Genomic DNA, 14976 nt, shown 5'->3' on the forward strand with positions numbered 1-14976 from the left:
ATGCAGTATTTTAAACATCGCGTAGCGCTGGCGTTATTTGCCGCCTTATCGCTGGGCAGCCTGTCCGCGCAGGCCTATGAGCAGGATAAAACCTATAAAATTACCATCCTGCACACCAACGATCACCATGGCCATTTCTGGCGCAATGACTACGGCGAATATGGTCTGGCGGCGCAGAAAACGCTGGTCGATGGCATCCGCAAAGAGGTAGCGGCGGAAGGGGGGAGCGTCCTGTTGTTATCCGGCGGCGATATTAATACCGGCGTGCCGGAGTCTGATTTACAGGATGCAGAGCCTGATTTTCGCGGCATGAACCTGATCGGCTACGACGCGATGGCGGTGGGTAACCATGAATTTGATAATCCGCTAAGCGTGCTGCGCCAGCAGGAAAAATGGGCCAAGTTCCCGTTCCTGTCGGCCAATATTTATCAGAAAAGCACCGGCGAACGGCTGTTCAAACCCTGGGCGCTGTTTAAGCGCGGCGGGCTGAAAATCGCGGTGATTGGCTTAACCACCGACGATACGGCCAAGATTGGCAATCCGGAATATTTCACCGATATCGAATTCCGCAAACCGGCGGAAGAGGCGAAGCTGGTTATCCAGGAGCTGCAGCAGAATGAAAAGCCGGACGTGATCCTGGCCACCACCCATATGGGCCATTACGACAATGGCAACCACGGCTCCAACGCGCCGGGCGACGTGGAAATGGCGCGCAGTTTACCTGCGGGATCGCTGGCGATGATCGTCGGCGGTCACTCGCAGGATCCGGTGTGCATGGCGTCGGAAAATAAAAAGCAGGTCGACTATGTGCCAGGGACGCCGTGCGCCCCGGATCGTCAGAACGGCATCTGGATCGTCCAGGCGCATGAGTGGGGCAAATACGTCGGCCGCGCCGATTTTGAGTTCCGCAACGGTGAAATGAAGCTGGTGCACTATCAGCTGATCCCGGTGAACCTGAAGAAAAAAGTGACTTACGATAACGGCCAAAGCGAGCGGGTGCTGTATACGCCGCAGATCGCCGAGAACCCGCAGATGATGTCGCTGCTGACGCCGTTCCAGAACAAAGGCAAGGCGCAACTGCAGGTCAAGATCGGCAGCGTGAACGGTCATCTGGAGGGCGATCGCAGTAAAGTGCGCTTCGTGCAGACCAATATGGGCCACCTGCTGCTGGCGGCGCAAATGGCGCGCAGCAACGCGGATTTCGCGGTGATGAGCGGCGGCGGGATCCGCGACTCCATCGAAGCGGGGGATATCACCTATAAGGATGTGATGAAAGTCCAGCCGTTCGGCAATGTGCTGACCTATGTCGATATGAGCGGCAAGGAGGTGGTGGATTATCTGACCGCCGTCGCGCAGATGAAGCCGGATTCCGGCGCCTATCCGCAGTTTGCCAACGTCAGCTTTGTGGCCAAAGACGGCAAGCTGAACGATCTGAAAATCAAAGGCGAACCGGTGGATCCGGCGAAGACCTACCGAATGGCGACATTGAGCTTTAACGCCACCGGCGGCGATGGCTACCCGAACATTGCCGATAAACCCGGGTATGTGAATACCGGCTTTATCGATGCCGAAGTGCTGAAAGAGTATATCGAGAAGAACTCGCCGCTGGATGCGGCAGCCTACGAGCCGAAAGGCGAGGTGAGCTGGCAGTAAGCCCGGGCTTCAGGTTGGCTATTTCCCCGGTGGCGCTGCGCTTACCGGGGCTACGAGTTGGGTGCCCGGATAAGGCGCGTGCGCCGCTATCCGGGATGGTGTGCTTAATCGCGGCGGGCGATATCGGCGAACTTCGCGTCCAGAAGCTGCGCCAGATCGCTGGCCGCCAGCTCAATATCCAGCCCGCGTTTGCCGCCGGAAATATAGATAGTGGCAAATTCCTGCGCCGGGGCGTCAATCACCGTCGGCAGGCGTTTCTTCTGCCCCAGCGGACTGATGCCGCCCACCAGATAGCCGGTGATACGCTGCGCCACCATCGGGTCGGCCATGTCGACTTTCTTGGCGCCCAGCGCTTTCGCCACTTTCTTTAAATCCAGCTGCCCGGCGACCGGGGTGACGGCGACCGCCAGATGCTTCATATCGCCGTTAACGGCGATCAGCAGAGTCTTGTAAACCTGGTCGGCATTGAGGCCGAGCTTGCGCACCACTTCATCACCGAAGTTGGTCTCATTGGGATCGTGATCGTAACTGTGGATCTGAAAGGAAATTTTGTTTTTTTCGAGTAATTTAACGGCGGGAGTCATAGCTATCCTTCTTACCAACCGGTTTTGCGTGACGTTAGAATACGCCCGCAGGTTGTCTAAAAAATAGTACCATCTTGCGCAATAGTGTTGGCAGTGATGGTCACTTTGAGCGACAATCAGACGATCCGGGATGCAAATCCCGGGATAATAATAATGATGAAATTCCTCTTTGACGGGCCAATAGCAATATTGGCCATTTTTTTATGTCAGCATATCCGGCAGATTCCCTTCGCCATACAGATGCAGCGCGCCGACGGCAACCACGTAGCGCCCCGGCGGCAAGGCCAGCAGCGTCTCGCGCCAGGCGAGATTGCGCTGGTGCATCAGCACATCATATAAAGACTGGCTGAAAGTCGTCGGCAGAGATACCGCACCGCGCGATGGCGGTTGTTCCAGCCACCAGCCGATCATCACCTGTAGCAGGCGGGCATTGGTCCGCCAGTGGCTCAGTGTGTCTTCCAGCAGAGCCATCCCCCCGTCGGGCAGATCGCGCAGCAGCGCGATTTGGCTGTCGGCGCCTTCCAGTTCCATCACCGTTATGTTGCTCTCGCGGGCGGCCATCAGCAACTGATAATCGATGCCGTAATCGGGTCGCAGTCCCAGCTTCTGCGCCTGGGTAGCCTGCAGAACCATCGCCACCTGCCACAGCGGCTGGCTGTCGAACAGCCCGACCGACAGGCCCAGCTCGCCGGCGCGCGCCTCGAGCTCGCTCAGCTGCGCATCGCTCAGGCGTTCCGCCAGCGGTGGGTAAGTGGGGAGATTGCTAAAGGGGGTTTCATTGCCGCTGATATCGGCCTCGACGATTAACGCATCGGCCTGGCGTATTTTTTTCAGAAGCTTCGCTGGCGGCGGCGCCATGTCGCGGGTACCCATATGGATGCTGCCGACGAGGTGCAAATAACGTTCGCCGGGCAGGACGATATCCATTGCAGGCCAGGAATAAGACGAGCCGACGGCGGCTCGCCACAGCATTTTTATCCGGTTTAACAGGCCCATACGCGCTCCGAAGTGTGAGGACTTCATGCTAGCGCATATGGTGATACACGTCACCCTTCCGGCGGGCTTTTCTTGTCTCAGCAAAAAAAACGGGCGCCGAACAACGTCGGTGCCCGTTTCATCTGACGGCGTTTACTCTTTCGGTTTAAAGCGCAGCAGGCGGTTGGCGTTACTTACCACGGTGATCGATGACAGCGCCATCGCCGCGCCGGCGACCACCGGGTTGAGCAGGGTACCGGTCAGCGGCCAGAGGATCCCGGCGGCAATCGGGATACCCAGCGAGTTGTAGACAAACGCGCCCAGCAGGTTCTGCTTCATATTGCGTAACGTTGCTTTCGAAATCGCCAGCGCATCGGCCACGCCGTTGAGGCTATGGCGCATCAGGGTGATCGCCGCGGTTTCAATAGCGACATCGCTGCCGCCGCCCATGGCGATCCCGACATCGGCCTGGGCCAGCGCCGGAGCGTCGTTAATGCCGTCGCCGACCATCGCCACTTTGTGCCCCTGGCTCTGCAACCGTTTAATGGCGTCGGCTTTACCGTCCGGCAGCACGCCGGCGATCACTTCATCAATGCCCGCTTCTTTGGCGATGGCATTCGCGGTGGTGGGGTTATCCCCGGTAAGCATCACCAGCCGGTAGCCCTGCCGATGCAGGCGCGCCAGCGCGTCGACGCTGTCTTCGCGCAGCGGGTCGCGAATGGCGAACAGCGCGGCAGCCTGGCCATCAATGGCCAGCAGCACCGGCGTGGCGCCGCGTGAGGCCTGGGCTGTCATCTCGCTTTCCACTTCGGCGGTATTGATATGCTGCTCGTTGAGCAGCGCCTGGTTGCCGAGCAGCAGGCGATGACCTTCCGCTTCGCCGCTGACGCCAAGGCCGCGCAGGGTGCGGAAGCCGCTGACTTCCGGCAGTGGGCCGTCGGCAGCTTTATCAAGGATCGCTCGCGCCAGCGGATGGCTTGAGCCCTGTTCCAGCGCGGCGGCAAGACGGACAGCAGTCGCTTCATCAATGCCAGAGAAAGTTTTTACAGTCACCACCTGCGGCTTGCCTTCGGTCAGGGTGCCGGTTTTATCGAATACCAGGGTGTCGAGTTCGCTGGCGCGCTGCAGCGCATCGGCATCGCGCACCAGCACACCGTACTCCGCCGCCCGGCCAACGCCGGAGATAATCGACATCGGCGTCGCCAGTCCCAAGGCACATGGACAGGCGATAATCAGTACCGTGGTGGCGATCACCAGGGTATAGACGATCTGCGGCGCCGGGCCGAAGAAGTACCAGATCGCGGCGCTGATCAGCGCAATGGCGACCACCGCCGGAACAAACACCGCGGAGATTTTATCCGCCAGCTGGCCGATCTCCGGCTTGCTGCTCTGCGCCTGGCGCACCATGCGGATAATACGTGCCAGCGTGGTCTGGCTGCCGACGGCGCTGGCGGTGAACAGCACGCTGCCGTCCTGCACCACGGTGCCGGCGTGAATGGCATCGCCATCGCCTTTTTGCTGTGGCACCGGTTCGCCGGTGAGCATCGCTTCATCAAACCAGGCTTCGCCCTGGCTTATAACCCCGTCGACCGGAACGCGGTCGCCAGTGGTCAGGCGCAGCGTCATGCCGGCCTGAACGTCAGCGAGCGGCAGATCCTTTTCTCCCTCAGGGGTCACCACGCGGGCCGACGGCGGCGTCAGGTCGAGCAGTTTTTCCAGCGCTTTCGAGGAGCGCTGACGGGCGCGGGCTTCCAGCATATGGCCGAGGTTAATCAGACCGATAATCATCGCGCTGGCTTCGTAATAGAGATGCCGGGCCTCCATCGGGAACCACTGTGGCCACAGGTTGACGCTCATCGAGTACAGCCAGGCGACGCCGGTGCCGAGCGCCACCAGTGTATCCATGGTGGCGGTACCGTTTTTCAGGCTTTTCCACGCGCTGCGGTAGAAGTGGCCGCCGGCAAAGACCATCACGGCGAGGGTGACAAGGCCGATAACCAGCCACAGCGAACGGTTGTCATCGCTGACCATCATGTTATCGCCGATCATCCCCCAGACCATCACCGGCACGCCGACCAGCAGGGCGGCAATCGCCTGCCAGCGAAAACGCTTCATCGTCGCGATGGCGGTTTCCTGCTGACGTTCGCGGCGTTCCAGATCGTCTTCGATCGCCTCCGCGCCATAGCCGGCTTTTTCCACCGCCTGGACTAATTCAGCGGCGGACGCACTGCCCATCACCAGCGCTGTGCGTTCCGCCAGGTTGACCCGCGCCTGTGAGACGCCCGGCACCGCGGCAAGCGCGTTTTGTACCCGGGAGACGCAGCTGGCGCAGCTCATGCCGTTGATCAGCAGTTGTTGGCTGTCATCCTCGTCATGGGCTGCCGGAAGCTCAGGAGTGGCCGCTGTCAGTGCTTCCGACGGGATTGATGGTTCTGCCAGCGGTTTAGCCTTTGGGTGGCTGAGCTCCGCGCCGTATCCGGCTTGTTTCACGGTTTCAATCAGCGCTTGCGCGCTGGCGCTGCCCGTCACATGGGCTTCAGTGAGGGTCACCTCTGCTTGTTCAACGTCAGGACGCTGTTCGAGACTCTCTTTCACGCGTTTGACGCAGTGGCCACAGGAGAGGCCATCCAGCGTCAGGTCGATAGTGTTAGACATACAAAAACTCCTGAATAATTTTCCGGTCAACGATTGACCAGACCCACTCTTTCATCGAGTATTAAGAAGGTTAAACCTTCCAGCAAGGGGAAGGTCAAGGAGAAAAAATGAATATCAGCGATGTGGCGAAAAAAACCGGTTTAACCAGCAAAGCGATTCGTTTTTACGAAGAGAAGGGGCTGGTGACGCCGCCGTTACGGAGCGAAAACGGTTACCGCACCTACAGTCAGCAGCATCTCGATGAGCTGACGCTGCTGCGCCAGGCGCGGCAGGTGGGGTTTAATCTGGAAGAGTGCCGCGAGCTGGTGGCCCTGTTCAACGACCCGTCGCGGCACAGCGCCGATGTGAAAAAACGCACGCTGGAGAAAGTGGCGGATATCGAGAACCATATCCGCGAACTGCAAAACATGCGCGCGCACCTGCTGGCGCTGGCCGAATCCTGCCCCGGCGATGACAGCGCGGAGTGCCCGATTATCGATAATCTTTCCGGCTGCTGCCATCGCAAGGCGCAGGCTTAACGGACGGCGGGTCTGATTCGTAAGGTAATCCCTTCCACGGCGAGCACTTCGACCTGAGTACCCGCCGCGAGATCCTCGTTAGCCGTCACCGGCCAGGAACTATCCCCCACGCGCACATGGCCGCGGCCGTTTACCAGCGGGGCATCCAGCGTCAGGCGGCGACCCACCAGCTGCTGCCCGCGCTGGTTGAGCTGGGCATCGGCCGGACGCTGCGTTTTGACCCGCTTGCGCAGCCATTTCGACCACAGCCACGCCGCCAGCAGGGTGAGAACGGCGAACAGCGTCCCTTGCCATTCCCAGCTCAGCGGCAGGAGCCAGGTGAGAGCGCCGGTCACCACGCCAGCGACGCCGCTCCACAGCAGATAGCCGCTGCCGCCCAGCATCTCGGCCGCCAGCAGCAGCCCGCCCAGGCTTAGCCAGAACAGATGGGGGTGGGCGAGGATCATGTCGATCATGATTTTTTCCGATCGCCAGCGCCCTCTTTGATCAGCTCGCTGATCCCGGCGATCGATCCCATCAGGCTGCTGGCATCCAGCGGCATCAATACCACTTTGCTGTTGTTAGCGACGCCAATCTGCTGCAGGGCATCGGTGTATTTCTGCGCTACAAAGTAGTTGATCGCCTGAATATCGCCTGAAGCGATCGCCGAGGAGACCATCTGGGTGGCGCGGGCTTCCGCTTCGGCGGAACGTTCACGAGCTTCCGCTTGCAGGAATGCGGACTGTCGTTCGCCCTCGGCCTTGAGGATCTGCGACTGCTTTTCCCCTTCCGCTTTCAGAATTTCCGCCTGTCGCACCCCTTCGGCCTCAAGAATATAGGCACGTTTGGTACGTTCGGCTTTCATCTGGGCGTTCATCGAGGCGATAAGCTCCGCCGGTGGGCGAACGTCGCGAATTTCGACGCGGGTGATTTTCACCCCCCACGGATTAGTGGCGTCGTCAACGATATGCAGCAGACGGGTGTTAATGCTGTCGCGTTGGGAGAGCATTTCGTCCAGCTCCATCGAGCCGAGCACGGTACGGATGTTGGTCATCGTCAGGTTGACGATCGCCAGCTCAAGATTGCTGACCTCGTAGGCGGCCTTTGGCGCGTCAATCACCTGAATAAAGCAGACCGCGTCGATGGTGACGTTGGCGTTATCCCGGGAGATAACCTCCTGCGAGGGGATGTCGAGCACCTGCTCCATCATGTTCACTTTGCGGCCGATTCGGTCCATAAACGGCACGACTAAGCTTAATCCCGGCTGCAGCGTCTGGGTAAAGCGCCCAAAACGTTCTACCGTCCACTGATAGCCTTGCGGGACAATTTTCACCGCCGCGGCCACAATGACCAGCGCGACGAAAATAAGGATAGGAATAAAAATCAGCATCAAAAACCTCCTGTCTTGTTGCCTGGTGGGGCGCTACAAGGAAATAGCGCATGTTTAAACTGAGTATATCTTTCTCCTCATCCTGGAGAAAGGAAAGTGGGGTAAACTAGCGGTGTTTCAGAAAATAATCAGGAAGACTCATGAAGGAAAATAACGCGCTTTTGCGTCTCGAGGGTGTGGGGTTTAAGACCGACGACGCAGTTATTTTACACAATATCACTCTTCAGCTCAGACCCGGAGAATTTAAGCTGATTACCGGGCCTTCCGGCTGCGGGAAAAGCACCTTGCTGAAGATTATCGCCTCGCTGCTCAGCCCAACCTCCGGACGCCTGTTTTTTGACGATGTGGATATCGCGACGCTGTCGCCAGAAACCTATCGTCAGCAGGTGTCTTACTGCGCGCAGACGCCGGCGCTGTTCGGTGATTCAGTCTACGATAACCTGGTTTTTCCGTGGCAGATCCGCAACAAACAACCCGATCCGCAGGCGCTGGTGGCTGACCTGCAGCGCTTTGGCCTTGGCGAAAATATGCTGGAAAAGTCTATTAACGAACTGTCCGGCGGGGAAAAGCAGCGCGTATCGCTGATCCGCAATTTACAATTTCTGCCGCGCGTGCTGCTGCTGGACGAAATTACCAGCGCGCTGGATGAAAGTAATAAACAGAATGTGAATGACATTATTCATGGCTACGCGACGGAAAAACAGGTCGCTGTTCTGTGGGTCACCCACGATCGCAACGAAATTTCGCATGCCGATGAAGTGATTACGCTGCAACCTGCCGGCGGAAACATGCAGGAGGTACAGCATGAACGGGCATAACATTACGAACGAATCGCTGGCGCTGTCGATGGTGCTGGTGCTGATCGCTATTCTGGTCAGCTATCGGGAAAAACTGGCACTGGAAAAAGATATTATCTGGAGTATTTGCCGGGCGATCGTGCAGCTGATTATCGTCGGCTATGTGCTGAAATATATCTTTAACGTCAATCATGCGGTTCTGACGCTGTTGATGGTGCTGTTTATCTGCTTTAACGCGGCGTGGAATGCGAAGAAGCGCAGTAAATATATCGATAAAGCTTTTGTCTCGTCGTTTATCGCCATCACCACTGGCGCCGGACTAACGTTGGCGGTACTGGTCTTCTCGGGGTCGATCGCCTTTGTGCCGATGCAGGTTATTCCAATTGCCGGGATGGTGGCCGGTAACGCCATGGTGGCGGTGGGGCTGTGCTACAACAATATGGGCCAGCGCTTCAGCAGCGAGCAGCAGCAGATTCAGGAGAAGCTGAGCCTCGGCGCGACGCCGAAGATGGCTGCGGCGCGGCTGATTCGCGAGAGCATTCGCGCGTCATTGATTCCCACCGTCGATTCAGCGAAAACGGTCGGGCTGGTGAGCTTGCCTGGGATGATGTCGGGGCTAATTTTTGCCGGTATTGACCCGGTGAAGGCGATTAAGTACCAGATCATGGTGACCTTTATGCTGCTGTCGACCGCCAGCCTGTCGACGATTATCGCCGGCTATCTGACCTACCGGAAGTTCTTCAATGCCCGTCATCAACTGGTGGTAACGCAGCTGAAAAAGCACCCATGAACTATCCCGGGTTGCGGCGTTCACGCCTTACCCGGGCTACCACGGCGTAATCTGTAGCCCGGATAAGCGTAGCGCTATCCGGGGAAGGCAACGGATTAGTACAGCAGCGAATAGAGCTGACGACGATATTTGGCGGCCAGCGCATCGCCGGTACCGAGGGCGGCGAGGATCTCCTGCAGCATCTTGCGCGCCTGGCCATCGCCGGCGCCTAAATCCTTCTGCAGATGGCTGAACAGCAGCGCCAGCGCTTCTTCATTACGCCCGACCTGATGCAGCTGCAGCGCCAGCTGGGAGGCCAGTTGCGCATCGTCCGGATTCTGTTCCACCTGCTGCTGCAGCTGCTGGATTTCCGGGGTGTCGGCGGCCTGTTTGAGCAGCTCAATCTGCGCCACCAGCCCCTGATAATGGGTATCCTGATCCTGCAGCGGGATGGTTTTCAGCACGCTTTCCGCTTCATCGGAACGGTGCAGGGCAATCAGCGTTTCCGCCAGCAGCAGACCAATCTGGCTGTCCTGATTCGACAGCTGCCAGGCTTCCTTCAGCAGCGGTAATGCCTCGGCGTATTTTTCTTCCTGCATCAGGGCCAGCGCCTGCTGGGCTTTCAGCTCCTCTTCACGCGGCAGGACTTTATCCAGCAGGGCGCGAATCGCTTCCTCCGGCTGCGGGCCTTCAAAACCGTCCACCGGCTGGCCGTTCTGGAACAGATAAACTGTAGGGATTGCGCGCAGACCAAACTGTGAAGCGAGCATTTGCTCGGCGTCGCAATCGACCTTCGCCAGCGTGAACTGGCCGTTATACTGGGCGGCCAGGCGCTCGAGTACCGGGGTCAGCTGTTCGCAGTGCTGGCTGCGGGCAGACCAGAAATAAAACAGCACCGGGACGTTCATGGACTGCTGTAGCGTCTGCTGCAGGTTCGCTTCGCTAATATTGACAATATTCTGTTCGGACATGGGCATTTCTCGTTAGTCGATTTCTGTTTTACATGGGGGCGGCATGCCGCGCTTCAACTCAGCCGTGGATAATTTTGTCCATCGCGCGGGCAGGCAGCAGGCGTTTGAGCAGCGCCACCGCGTGAGTCACCAGAGTGACCGGGTAGCGCAGCTTTGGCTTATCGCTGGTAAAAGCGTGGCGCACTTTTTCCACCACCGCCTCTGGCCCGAGGGTAAAGCGAGCGGCGATGCCCGGATTTTCTACGGGTTTATCGCTTTGCGTCTGGTTGACGTTATCGGTAAAGCGGGTGCGGATCGGGCCCGGTTCAATCAGGCTGACCTGAATACCACTGTGGCGCAATTCCATGCGTAGCGCATCGGACCACGCCTCGAGGGCGTATTTACTGGCGGCATAGGCCCCGCGACCGGGACTGGCGATAAGCCCCATCACCGAGGAGGTCATCACGATGCGCCCTTCGCCGTGCGGCGTCATCGCCGACAGCAGCAGCATGGTCAGCTGATGGGCGCCGAAAAAGTTGGCGGAAAACTGCTGTTCCATCTGCTGGCGACTGATGGTGTTCAGCGGGCCATAGACGCCGTAGCCGGCGTTATTGAACAGGCCGTAGAGACGATTATCGGTCAGAGCGATGACCTCCGCCGCCGCGCGTTCCACGCTCTGCGGATCGTCCAGATCGAGCAAAATACCGGTTAGCCCCAGCGTCTGCATCCGCGCGATATCTTCCGCCTTGCGGCAGGCCGCCAGCACGCGAAAGCCCTGGCGGGTTAAATCCAGCGCGCTCTCCAGACCAATTCCGCTGGAACAGCCTGTCACTAAAACCGTTTTTTGCATAACTTTACCTGTCAGCGACCCCTGGCGTTCAGGAGTCATGATTAACTAAGGGTGCCAGCCGCTTCGCCATCCAGTCGGCGATAAACGGCTGTGCGTCGCGATTGGGGTGAATACCGTCGTCCTGCATCCATTGCGGCTTGAGATACACCTCCTCCATAAAAAAGGGCAGGAGAGGAATATCAAACTCTTTGGCCAGGGCCGGGTAAATCGCGTCGAAGGCTTCATTATAGCGGCGGCCATAGTTCGCCGGCAGGTGAATTTGCATCAGCAGCGGCTCGGCATTGGCCGCTTTGATATCTTTAATAATGGTGCGCAGCGTCTGCTCGGTCTGCTGCGGCGGAAAACCGCGCAGCCCGTCATTACCGCCGAGCTCAACCAGTACCCAGCGGGGCTGATGCTGCTCAAGCAGCGCAGGCAGACGGGCCAGCCCTTGCTGCGAGGTATCGCCGCTGATGCTGGCGTTCACCACCGGCGTTTTCGTCTGCCACTTCTCATTGAGCAGCGCAGGCCAGGCGGCGTTGGCCGCCATCCGATAGCCAGCGCTCAGGCTGTCGCCGAGGATCAGCAGCGTGTCCGCCGCCATCGCGCGGCAGGTAAACAGGAACAAAAACAGGAAAGGCACATGCCAGCGGAAAACATACTTGAAGTTCATCATCTTAAGAAGTCCGTCGGTCAGGGAGAGCATCAGCTCTCCATCCTTACCGGAGTTGAGCTGGTTGTCAAACCGCGGCAGACCATCGCCCTGATCGGTGAGTCAGGTTCGGGGAAATCGACCCTGCTGGCGATCCTCGCGGGCCTGGACGATGGCAGCAGCGGTGAAGTATCGATGCTGGGCAAACCGCTGCACCGGATGGATGAAGAGGCGCGGGCGGCACTGCGGGCGCAGCACGTTGGCTTTGTTTTTCAGTCGTTTATGCTGATCCCAACGCTCAACGCCCTGGAGAACGTCGAGCTGCCGGCGCTGCTGCGCGGCGCCAGCGACAGTGAAAGTCAAGGGGATGCCCGCGCGCTGCTTGAACAGCTGGGGCTTGGCAAACGCCTGCACCATCTGCCGGCGCAGCTCTCCGGCGGCGAGCAGCAGCGGGTGGCGCTGGCCCGGGCCTTTAACGGGCGTCCGGCTATTCTGTTCGCCGATGAGCCCACCGGCAACCTCGATCGCCAGACAGGGGACAAAATTGCCGATCTGCTGTTTTCGCTCAATCGCGAACACGGCACGACGTTGATCCTGGTGACTCACGATCCGCTGCTGGCGGCGCGCTGCGATCGCCGTCTGCGCCTGGTGGACGGCCAGTTGCGGGAGGAAGCATGATTGCCCGCTGGTTCTGGCGCGAATGGCGCTCGCCGTCGCTGCTGATCGTCTGGCTGGCGTTAAGCCTCGCCGTGGCCTGCGTCCTGGCCCTGGGGTCGATAAGCGATCGGATGGAGAAAGGCCTCAGCCAGCAAAGCCGGGAGTTTATGGCCGGCGACCGTACGCTGCGCAGTTCGCGCGAAGTACCCGCCGAGTGGATCGCACAGGCGCGAAAGTCAGGGCTGACCGTCGGCGAGCAGCTAAGCTTCGCCACCATGACGTTCGCCGGTGATACGCCGCAGCTGGCGGACGTCAAGGCAGTGGACGACCGCTACCCGCTGTATGGCACCCTCGAGACGCAGCCGTCGGGGCTGAAGCCCCAGGCGGGCAGCGTGCTGCTGGCGCCAAGATTGATGGCGCTGCTGAACCTGAAAACCGGCGATACGATTGACGTTGGCGATGCCACGCTGCGCATTGCCGGGGAAGTGATTCAGGAGCCGGATGCGGGGTTTAACCCCTTCCAGATGGCGCCGCGACTGATGATGAATATCGCCGACGTGGCAAAAACCGGGGCCGTGCAGCCCGGCAGTCGCGTCGCATGGCGCTATAAGTTCGCCGGTAACGCGCAACAGCTGGCGAATTATGAGCAGTGGCTGCTGCCGAAGCTCGGCCCGGAGCATCGCTGGATTGGCCTTGAACAGGACGACAGCGCGCTGGGTAAATCCCTTGAGCGCTCGCAGCAGTTCCTGTTGTTATCCGCGCTGTTGACGCTGCTGCTGGCCGTCGCTGCAGTGGCGGTAGCGATGAGCCACTACTGCCGTAGCCGCTACGATCTGGTTGCCATTCTCAAGACGCTGGGCGCCGGGCGGGCGCAGCTGCGCAAACTTATCGTCGGCCAGTGGCTGTTGCTGCTGACGCTGTCGGTGATAACCGGCGGGGTGGCGGGCCTGGCGCTGGAGGGACTGCTGCTGCTGGTGCTTAAACCCGTGCTGCCCGCTGCGCTCCCCCCCGCCAGCGGCTGGCCGTGGCTGTGGGCTATCGGGGCGACAGGCGTCATTTCCCTGCTGGTGGGCCTGCGGCCATATCGGCTGCTGCTGGCGACTCTGCCGCTGCGGGTACTGCGTCAGGACGTGGTGGCTAATGTCTGGCCGCTGAAAATCTGGATCCCGACGGTTAGCGTTGTGGTGGTGGGCCTGCTGGCCTGGCTGATGGGCGGCAGCCCGCTGCTGTGGTCGGTGCTGGCCGGGGCGGTGGTGCTGGCGCTGCTGTGCGGCCTGGTGGGCTGGGGAGTATTGTGGCTGCTTAAACGGCTGACGCTGAAAGCTTTGCCGCTGCGCCTGGCGGTAAACCGCCTGCTGCGCCAGCCGTGGTCAACTCTCAGCCAGCTGGCGGCGTTTTCCCTGTCGTTTATGCTGCTGGCGCTGTTACTGGTACTGCGCGGCGATCTGCTTGACCGCTGGCAACAACAGCTTCCCCCGGAAAGCCCGAACTACTTTCTGATCAATATCGCCCCTGAGCAGATAATGCCGGTGAAGACCTTCCTTGCCGAACATCAGACCCGGGCGGCGGAGTTTTATCCGATCGTCCGGGCTCGTCTGACGCAGATCAACGGCCATTCCACGGACGGGAACAAAGACGAAGCGCTGAATCGCGAGCTTAATCTCACCTGGAGTGAACAGCGTCCTGATCACAATCCGCTGGTGGCCGGGAGCTGGCCGCCGAAGCCGGGCGAGGTGTCGATTGAAGAGGGGCTGGCGCAGCGGCTGGGGGTGAAGATTGGCGATACGGTGACTTTTACCGGCGATACCCAGGACTTCAGCGCGAAGGTCAGCAGCGTGCGCAAAGTTGACTGGGAGAGTCTGCGGCCAAACTTCTTCTTTATTTTCCCCGCCGGGGCGCTGGACGGGCAGCCGCAGAGCTGGCTCACCAGCTTCCGCTGGGATAACGGTCCCGCGATGTTGACCCAACTGAACCGCGAATTTCCTACTGTCAGCCTGTTGGATATCGGCGCCATTCTGCGCCAGGTCGGCCAGGTGCTCTCCCAGGTCAGCCGGGCGCTGGAGGTGATGGTGGGGCTGGTGACGGCCTGCGGTGTGCTGCTGTTGCTGGCGCAGGTGCAGGTCGGAATGCGCCAGCGTTATCAGGAGCTGGTGGTCTGGCGCACGCTGGGCGCGGGTAAATCGCTGCTGCGCGCCACGCTGTGGGCGGAGTTTGCTCTGCTGGGGCTGGTCTCCGGTCTGGTGGCGGCGATAGGGGCTGAAGTGGCGCTGGCGATGCTGCAGACGAAAGTGTTTGATTTCCCCTGGGCGCCAGACTGGCGTTTATGGACGATGCTACCGCTGACGGGGGCGGTATTATTATCGCTGTGTGGCGGCGGGCTGGGATTGCGTCTGTTAAAGGGCAGAGCATTATTCCGCCAGTTTAGCCAGTGAAATTATTGCATTTTGATGATGCGCCGCCATTTTTGGCGGCGCTTTTATTTTAAGCGCACAAAATGATAATTCATTGATTTTTAAGCGCACAAAACATTAAAAAACCGCCAACACGCCATCAAATTTCGCAGGTAAT

The 14976-nt window shown here is 59.5% G+C and carries 15 protein-coding genes; 6 read left to right on the top strand and 9 right to left on the bottom strand.

Annotated features, from left to right (window positions below):
• The gene (gene ushA / locus ACKLKD_RS22530; RefSeq protein WP_012542660.1) at window positions 1–1653 is read left to right on the top strand and encodes a bifunctional UDP-sugar hydrolase/5'-nucleotidase UshA; all 1653 of its coding nucleotides are present in this window, start codon (window positions 1–3) and stop codon (window positions 1651–1653) included.
• A 104-nt stretch (window positions 1654–1757) separates the two neighbouring features.
• Here ushA and ybaK read toward each other — a convergent pair whose 3' ends face one another.
• From ybaK to copA, 3 genes are all read right to left on the bottom strand, one after another.
• Window positions 1758–2237 (bottom strand): Cys-tRNA(Pro)/Cys-tRNA(Cys) deacylase YbaK, encoded by a 480-nt coding sequence (ybaK, locus tag ACKLKD_RS22535; protein WP_080924889.1) that lies wholly within the window; start codon window positions 2235–2237, stop codon window positions 1758–1760.
• Window positions 2238–2438: 201 nt separating this feature from the next.
• The gene (locus ACKLKD_RS22540; protein WP_080896992.1) at window positions 2439–3233 is read right to left on the bottom strand and encodes a TraB/GumN family protein; all 795 of its coding nucleotides are present in this window, start codon (window positions 3231–3233) and stop codon (window positions 2439–2441) included.
• 132 nt (window positions 3234–3365) lie between these two features.
• On the bottom strand, window positions 3366–5867 hold the full coding sequence (copA, locus tag ACKLKD_RS22545) for a copper-exporting P-type ATPase CopA (RefSeq protein ID WP_080924896.1): 2502 nt from the start codon (window positions 5865–5867) through the stop codon (window positions 3366–3368).
• A 107-nt stretch (window positions 5868–5974) separates the two neighbouring features.
• Here copA and cueR point away from each other — a divergent pair, with 107 nt between their 5' ends.
• Window positions 5975–6385, top strand: a complete 411-nt coding sequence (gene cueR / locus ACKLKD_RS22550; RefSeq protein ID WP_002892208.1) for a Cu(I)-responsive transcriptional regulator — start codon at window positions 5975–5977, stop codon at window positions 6383–6385.
• Here the strand turns inward: cueR and ACKLKD_RS22555 are convergent.
• Both ACKLKD_RS22555 and ACKLKD_RS22560 read right to left on the bottom strand, forming a co-directional pair.
• A complete protein-coding gene (locus ACKLKD_RS22555; RefSeq protein ID WP_080896990.1) occupies window positions 6382–6840 on the bottom strand; it encodes an NfeD family protein in 459 nt (152 codons plus the stop codon). The genes cueR and ACKLKD_RS22555 overlap by 4 nt on opposite strands.
• Window positions 6837–7754 (bottom strand): SPFH domain-containing protein, encoded by a 918-nt coding sequence (locus ACKLKD_RS22560; protein ID WP_080896989.1) that lies wholly within the window; start codon window positions 7752–7754, stop codon window positions 6837–6839. The genes ACKLKD_RS22555 and ACKLKD_RS22560 overlap by 4 nt, the downstream gene beginning before the upstream one ends.
• Before the next feature lie 140 nt (window positions 7755–7894).
• Here ACKLKD_RS22560 and fetA point away from each other — a divergent pair, with 140 nt between their 5' ends.
• The gene (fetA, locus tag ACKLKD_RS22565; RefSeq protein ID WP_022065246.1) at window positions 7895–8572 is read left to right on the top strand and encodes an iron efflux ABC transporter ATP-binding subunit FetA; all 678 of its coding nucleotides are present in this window, start codon (window positions 7895–7897) and stop codon (window positions 8570–8572) included.
• Window positions 8559–9341 (top strand): iron efflux ABC transporter permease subunit FetB, encoded by a 783-nt coding sequence (gene fetB, locus ACKLKD_RS22570; RefSeq protein ID WP_008805460.1) that lies wholly within the window; start codon window positions 8559–8561, stop codon window positions 9339–9341. Before fetA ends, fetB begins: the two co-directional genes overlap by 14 nt.
• A gap of 95 nt (window positions 9342–9436) precedes the next feature.
• Here the strand turns inward: fetB and ACKLKD_RS22575 are convergent, their stop codons facing one another.
• The 3 genes from ACKLKD_RS22575 to tesA are packed head-to-tail and all read right to left on the bottom strand — an operon-like array spanning window position 9437 to window position 11772.
• Window positions 9437–10291 (bottom strand): co-chaperone YbbN, encoded by an 855-nt coding sequence (locus tag ACKLKD_RS22575; protein WP_008805461.1) that lies wholly within the window; start codon window positions 10289–10291, stop codon window positions 9437–9439.
• Window positions 10292–10349: 58 nt separating this feature from the next.
• Entirely contained in the window at window positions 10350–11159 is an 810-nt protein-coding gene (locus ACKLKD_RS22580) for an SDR family oxidoreductase (protein ID WP_165931834.1), read from the bottom strand.
• The gene (gene tesA / locus ACKLKD_RS22585) at window positions 11149–11772 is read right to left on the bottom strand and encodes a multifunctional acyl-CoA thioesterase I/protease I/lysophospholipase L1 (protein ID WP_165931883.1); all 624 of its coding nucleotides are present in this window, start codon (window positions 11770–11772) and stop codon (window positions 11149–11151) included. Before tesA ends, ACKLKD_RS22580 begins: the two co-directional genes overlap by 11 nt.
• Here tesA and ybbA point away from each other — a divergent pair.
• Window positions 11743–12429 carry a putative ABC transporter ATP-binding protein YbbA gene (gene ybbA, locus ACKLKD_RS22590; RefSeq protein WP_023286106.1) on the top strand — a complete coding sequence of 229 codons (687 nt, stop codon included), beginning with the start codon at window positions 11743–11745 and terminating at the stop codon, window positions 12427–12429. The two genes, tesA and ybbA, sit on opposite strands and share 30 nt — an antisense overlap.
• Window positions 12426–14840 (top strand): putative ABC transporter permease subunit YbbP, encoded by a 2415-nt coding sequence (gene ybbP, locus ACKLKD_RS22595; protein ID WP_080896987.1) that lies wholly within the window; start codon window positions 12426–12428, stop codon window positions 14838–14840. Before ybbA ends, ybbP begins: the two co-directional genes overlap by 4 nt.
• Here the strand turns inward: ybbP and ACKLKD_RS22600 are convergent.
• Window positions 14817–14930: a hypothetical protein gene (locus tag ACKLKD_RS22600; protein ID WP_042929758.1), complete on the bottom strand. Its 114-nt coding sequence runs from the start codon at window positions 14928–14930 to the stop codon at window positions 14817–14819. The two genes, ybbP and ACKLKD_RS22600, sit on opposite strands and share 24 nt — an antisense overlap.
• Between the last annotated feature and the right edge of the window lie 46 nt (window positions 14931–14976).

This window comes from Klebsiella sp. 10982, from assembly GCF_048589245.1.
Taxonomy (GTDB): Bacteria; Pseudomonadota; Gammaproteobacteria; order Enterobacterales; family Enterobacteriaceae; genus Klebsiella; species Klebsiella quasivariicola.

Coding starts and splice junctions, on each gene's coding strand:
- ushA (WP_012542660.1), top strand. CDS start 1: ATGCAGTATTTTAAACATCGCGTAGCGCTGGCGTTATTTGCCGCCTTA.
- ybaK (WP_080924889.1), bottom strand. CDS start 2,237: ATGACTCCCGCCGTTAAATTACTCGAAAAAAACAAAATTTCCTTTCAG.
- ACKLKD_RS22540 (WP_080896992.1), bottom strand. CDS start 3,233: ATGGGCCTGTTAAACCGGATAAAAATGCTGTGGCGAGCCGCCGTCGGC.
- copA (WP_080924896.1), bottom strand. CDS start 5,867: ATGTCTAACACTATCGACCTGACGCTGGATGGCCTCTCCTGTGGCCAC.
- cueR (WP_002892208.1), top strand. CDS start 5,975: ATGAATATCAGCGATGTGGCGAAAAAAACCGGTTTAACCAGCAAAGCG.
- ACKLKD_RS22555 (WP_080896990.1), bottom strand. CDS start 6,840: ATGATCGACATGATCCTCGCCCACCCCCATCTGTTCTGGCTAAGCCTG.
- ACKLKD_RS22560 (WP_080896989.1), bottom strand. CDS start 7,754: ATGCTGATTTTTATTCCTATCCTTATTTTCGTCGCGCTGGTCATTGTG.
- fetA (WP_022065246.1), top strand. CDS start 7,895: ATGAAGGAAAATAACGCGCTTTTGCGTCTCGAGGGTGTGGGGTTTAAG.
- fetB (WP_008805460.1), top strand. CDS start 8,559: ATGAACGGGCATAACATTACGAACGAATCGCTGGCGCTGTCGATGGTG.
- ACKLKD_RS22575 (WP_008805461.1), bottom strand. CDS start 10,291: ATGTCCGAACAGAATATTGTCAATATTAGCGAAGCGAACCTGCAGCAG.
- ACKLKD_RS22580 (WP_165931834.1), bottom strand. CDS start 11,159: ATGACTCCTGAACGCCAGGGGTCGCTGACAGGTAAAGTTATGCAAAAA.
- ybbA (WP_023286106.1), top strand. CDS start 11,743: ATGCCAGCGGAAAACATACTTGAAGTTCATCATCTTAAGAAGTCCGTC.
- tesA (WP_165931883.1), bottom strand. CDS start 11,772: ATGAACTTCAAGTATGTTTTCCGCTGGCATGTGCCTTTCCTGTTTTTG.
- ybbP (WP_080896987.1), top strand. CDS start 12,426: ATGATTGCCCGCTGGTTCTGGCGCGAATGGCGCTCGCCGTCGCTGCTG.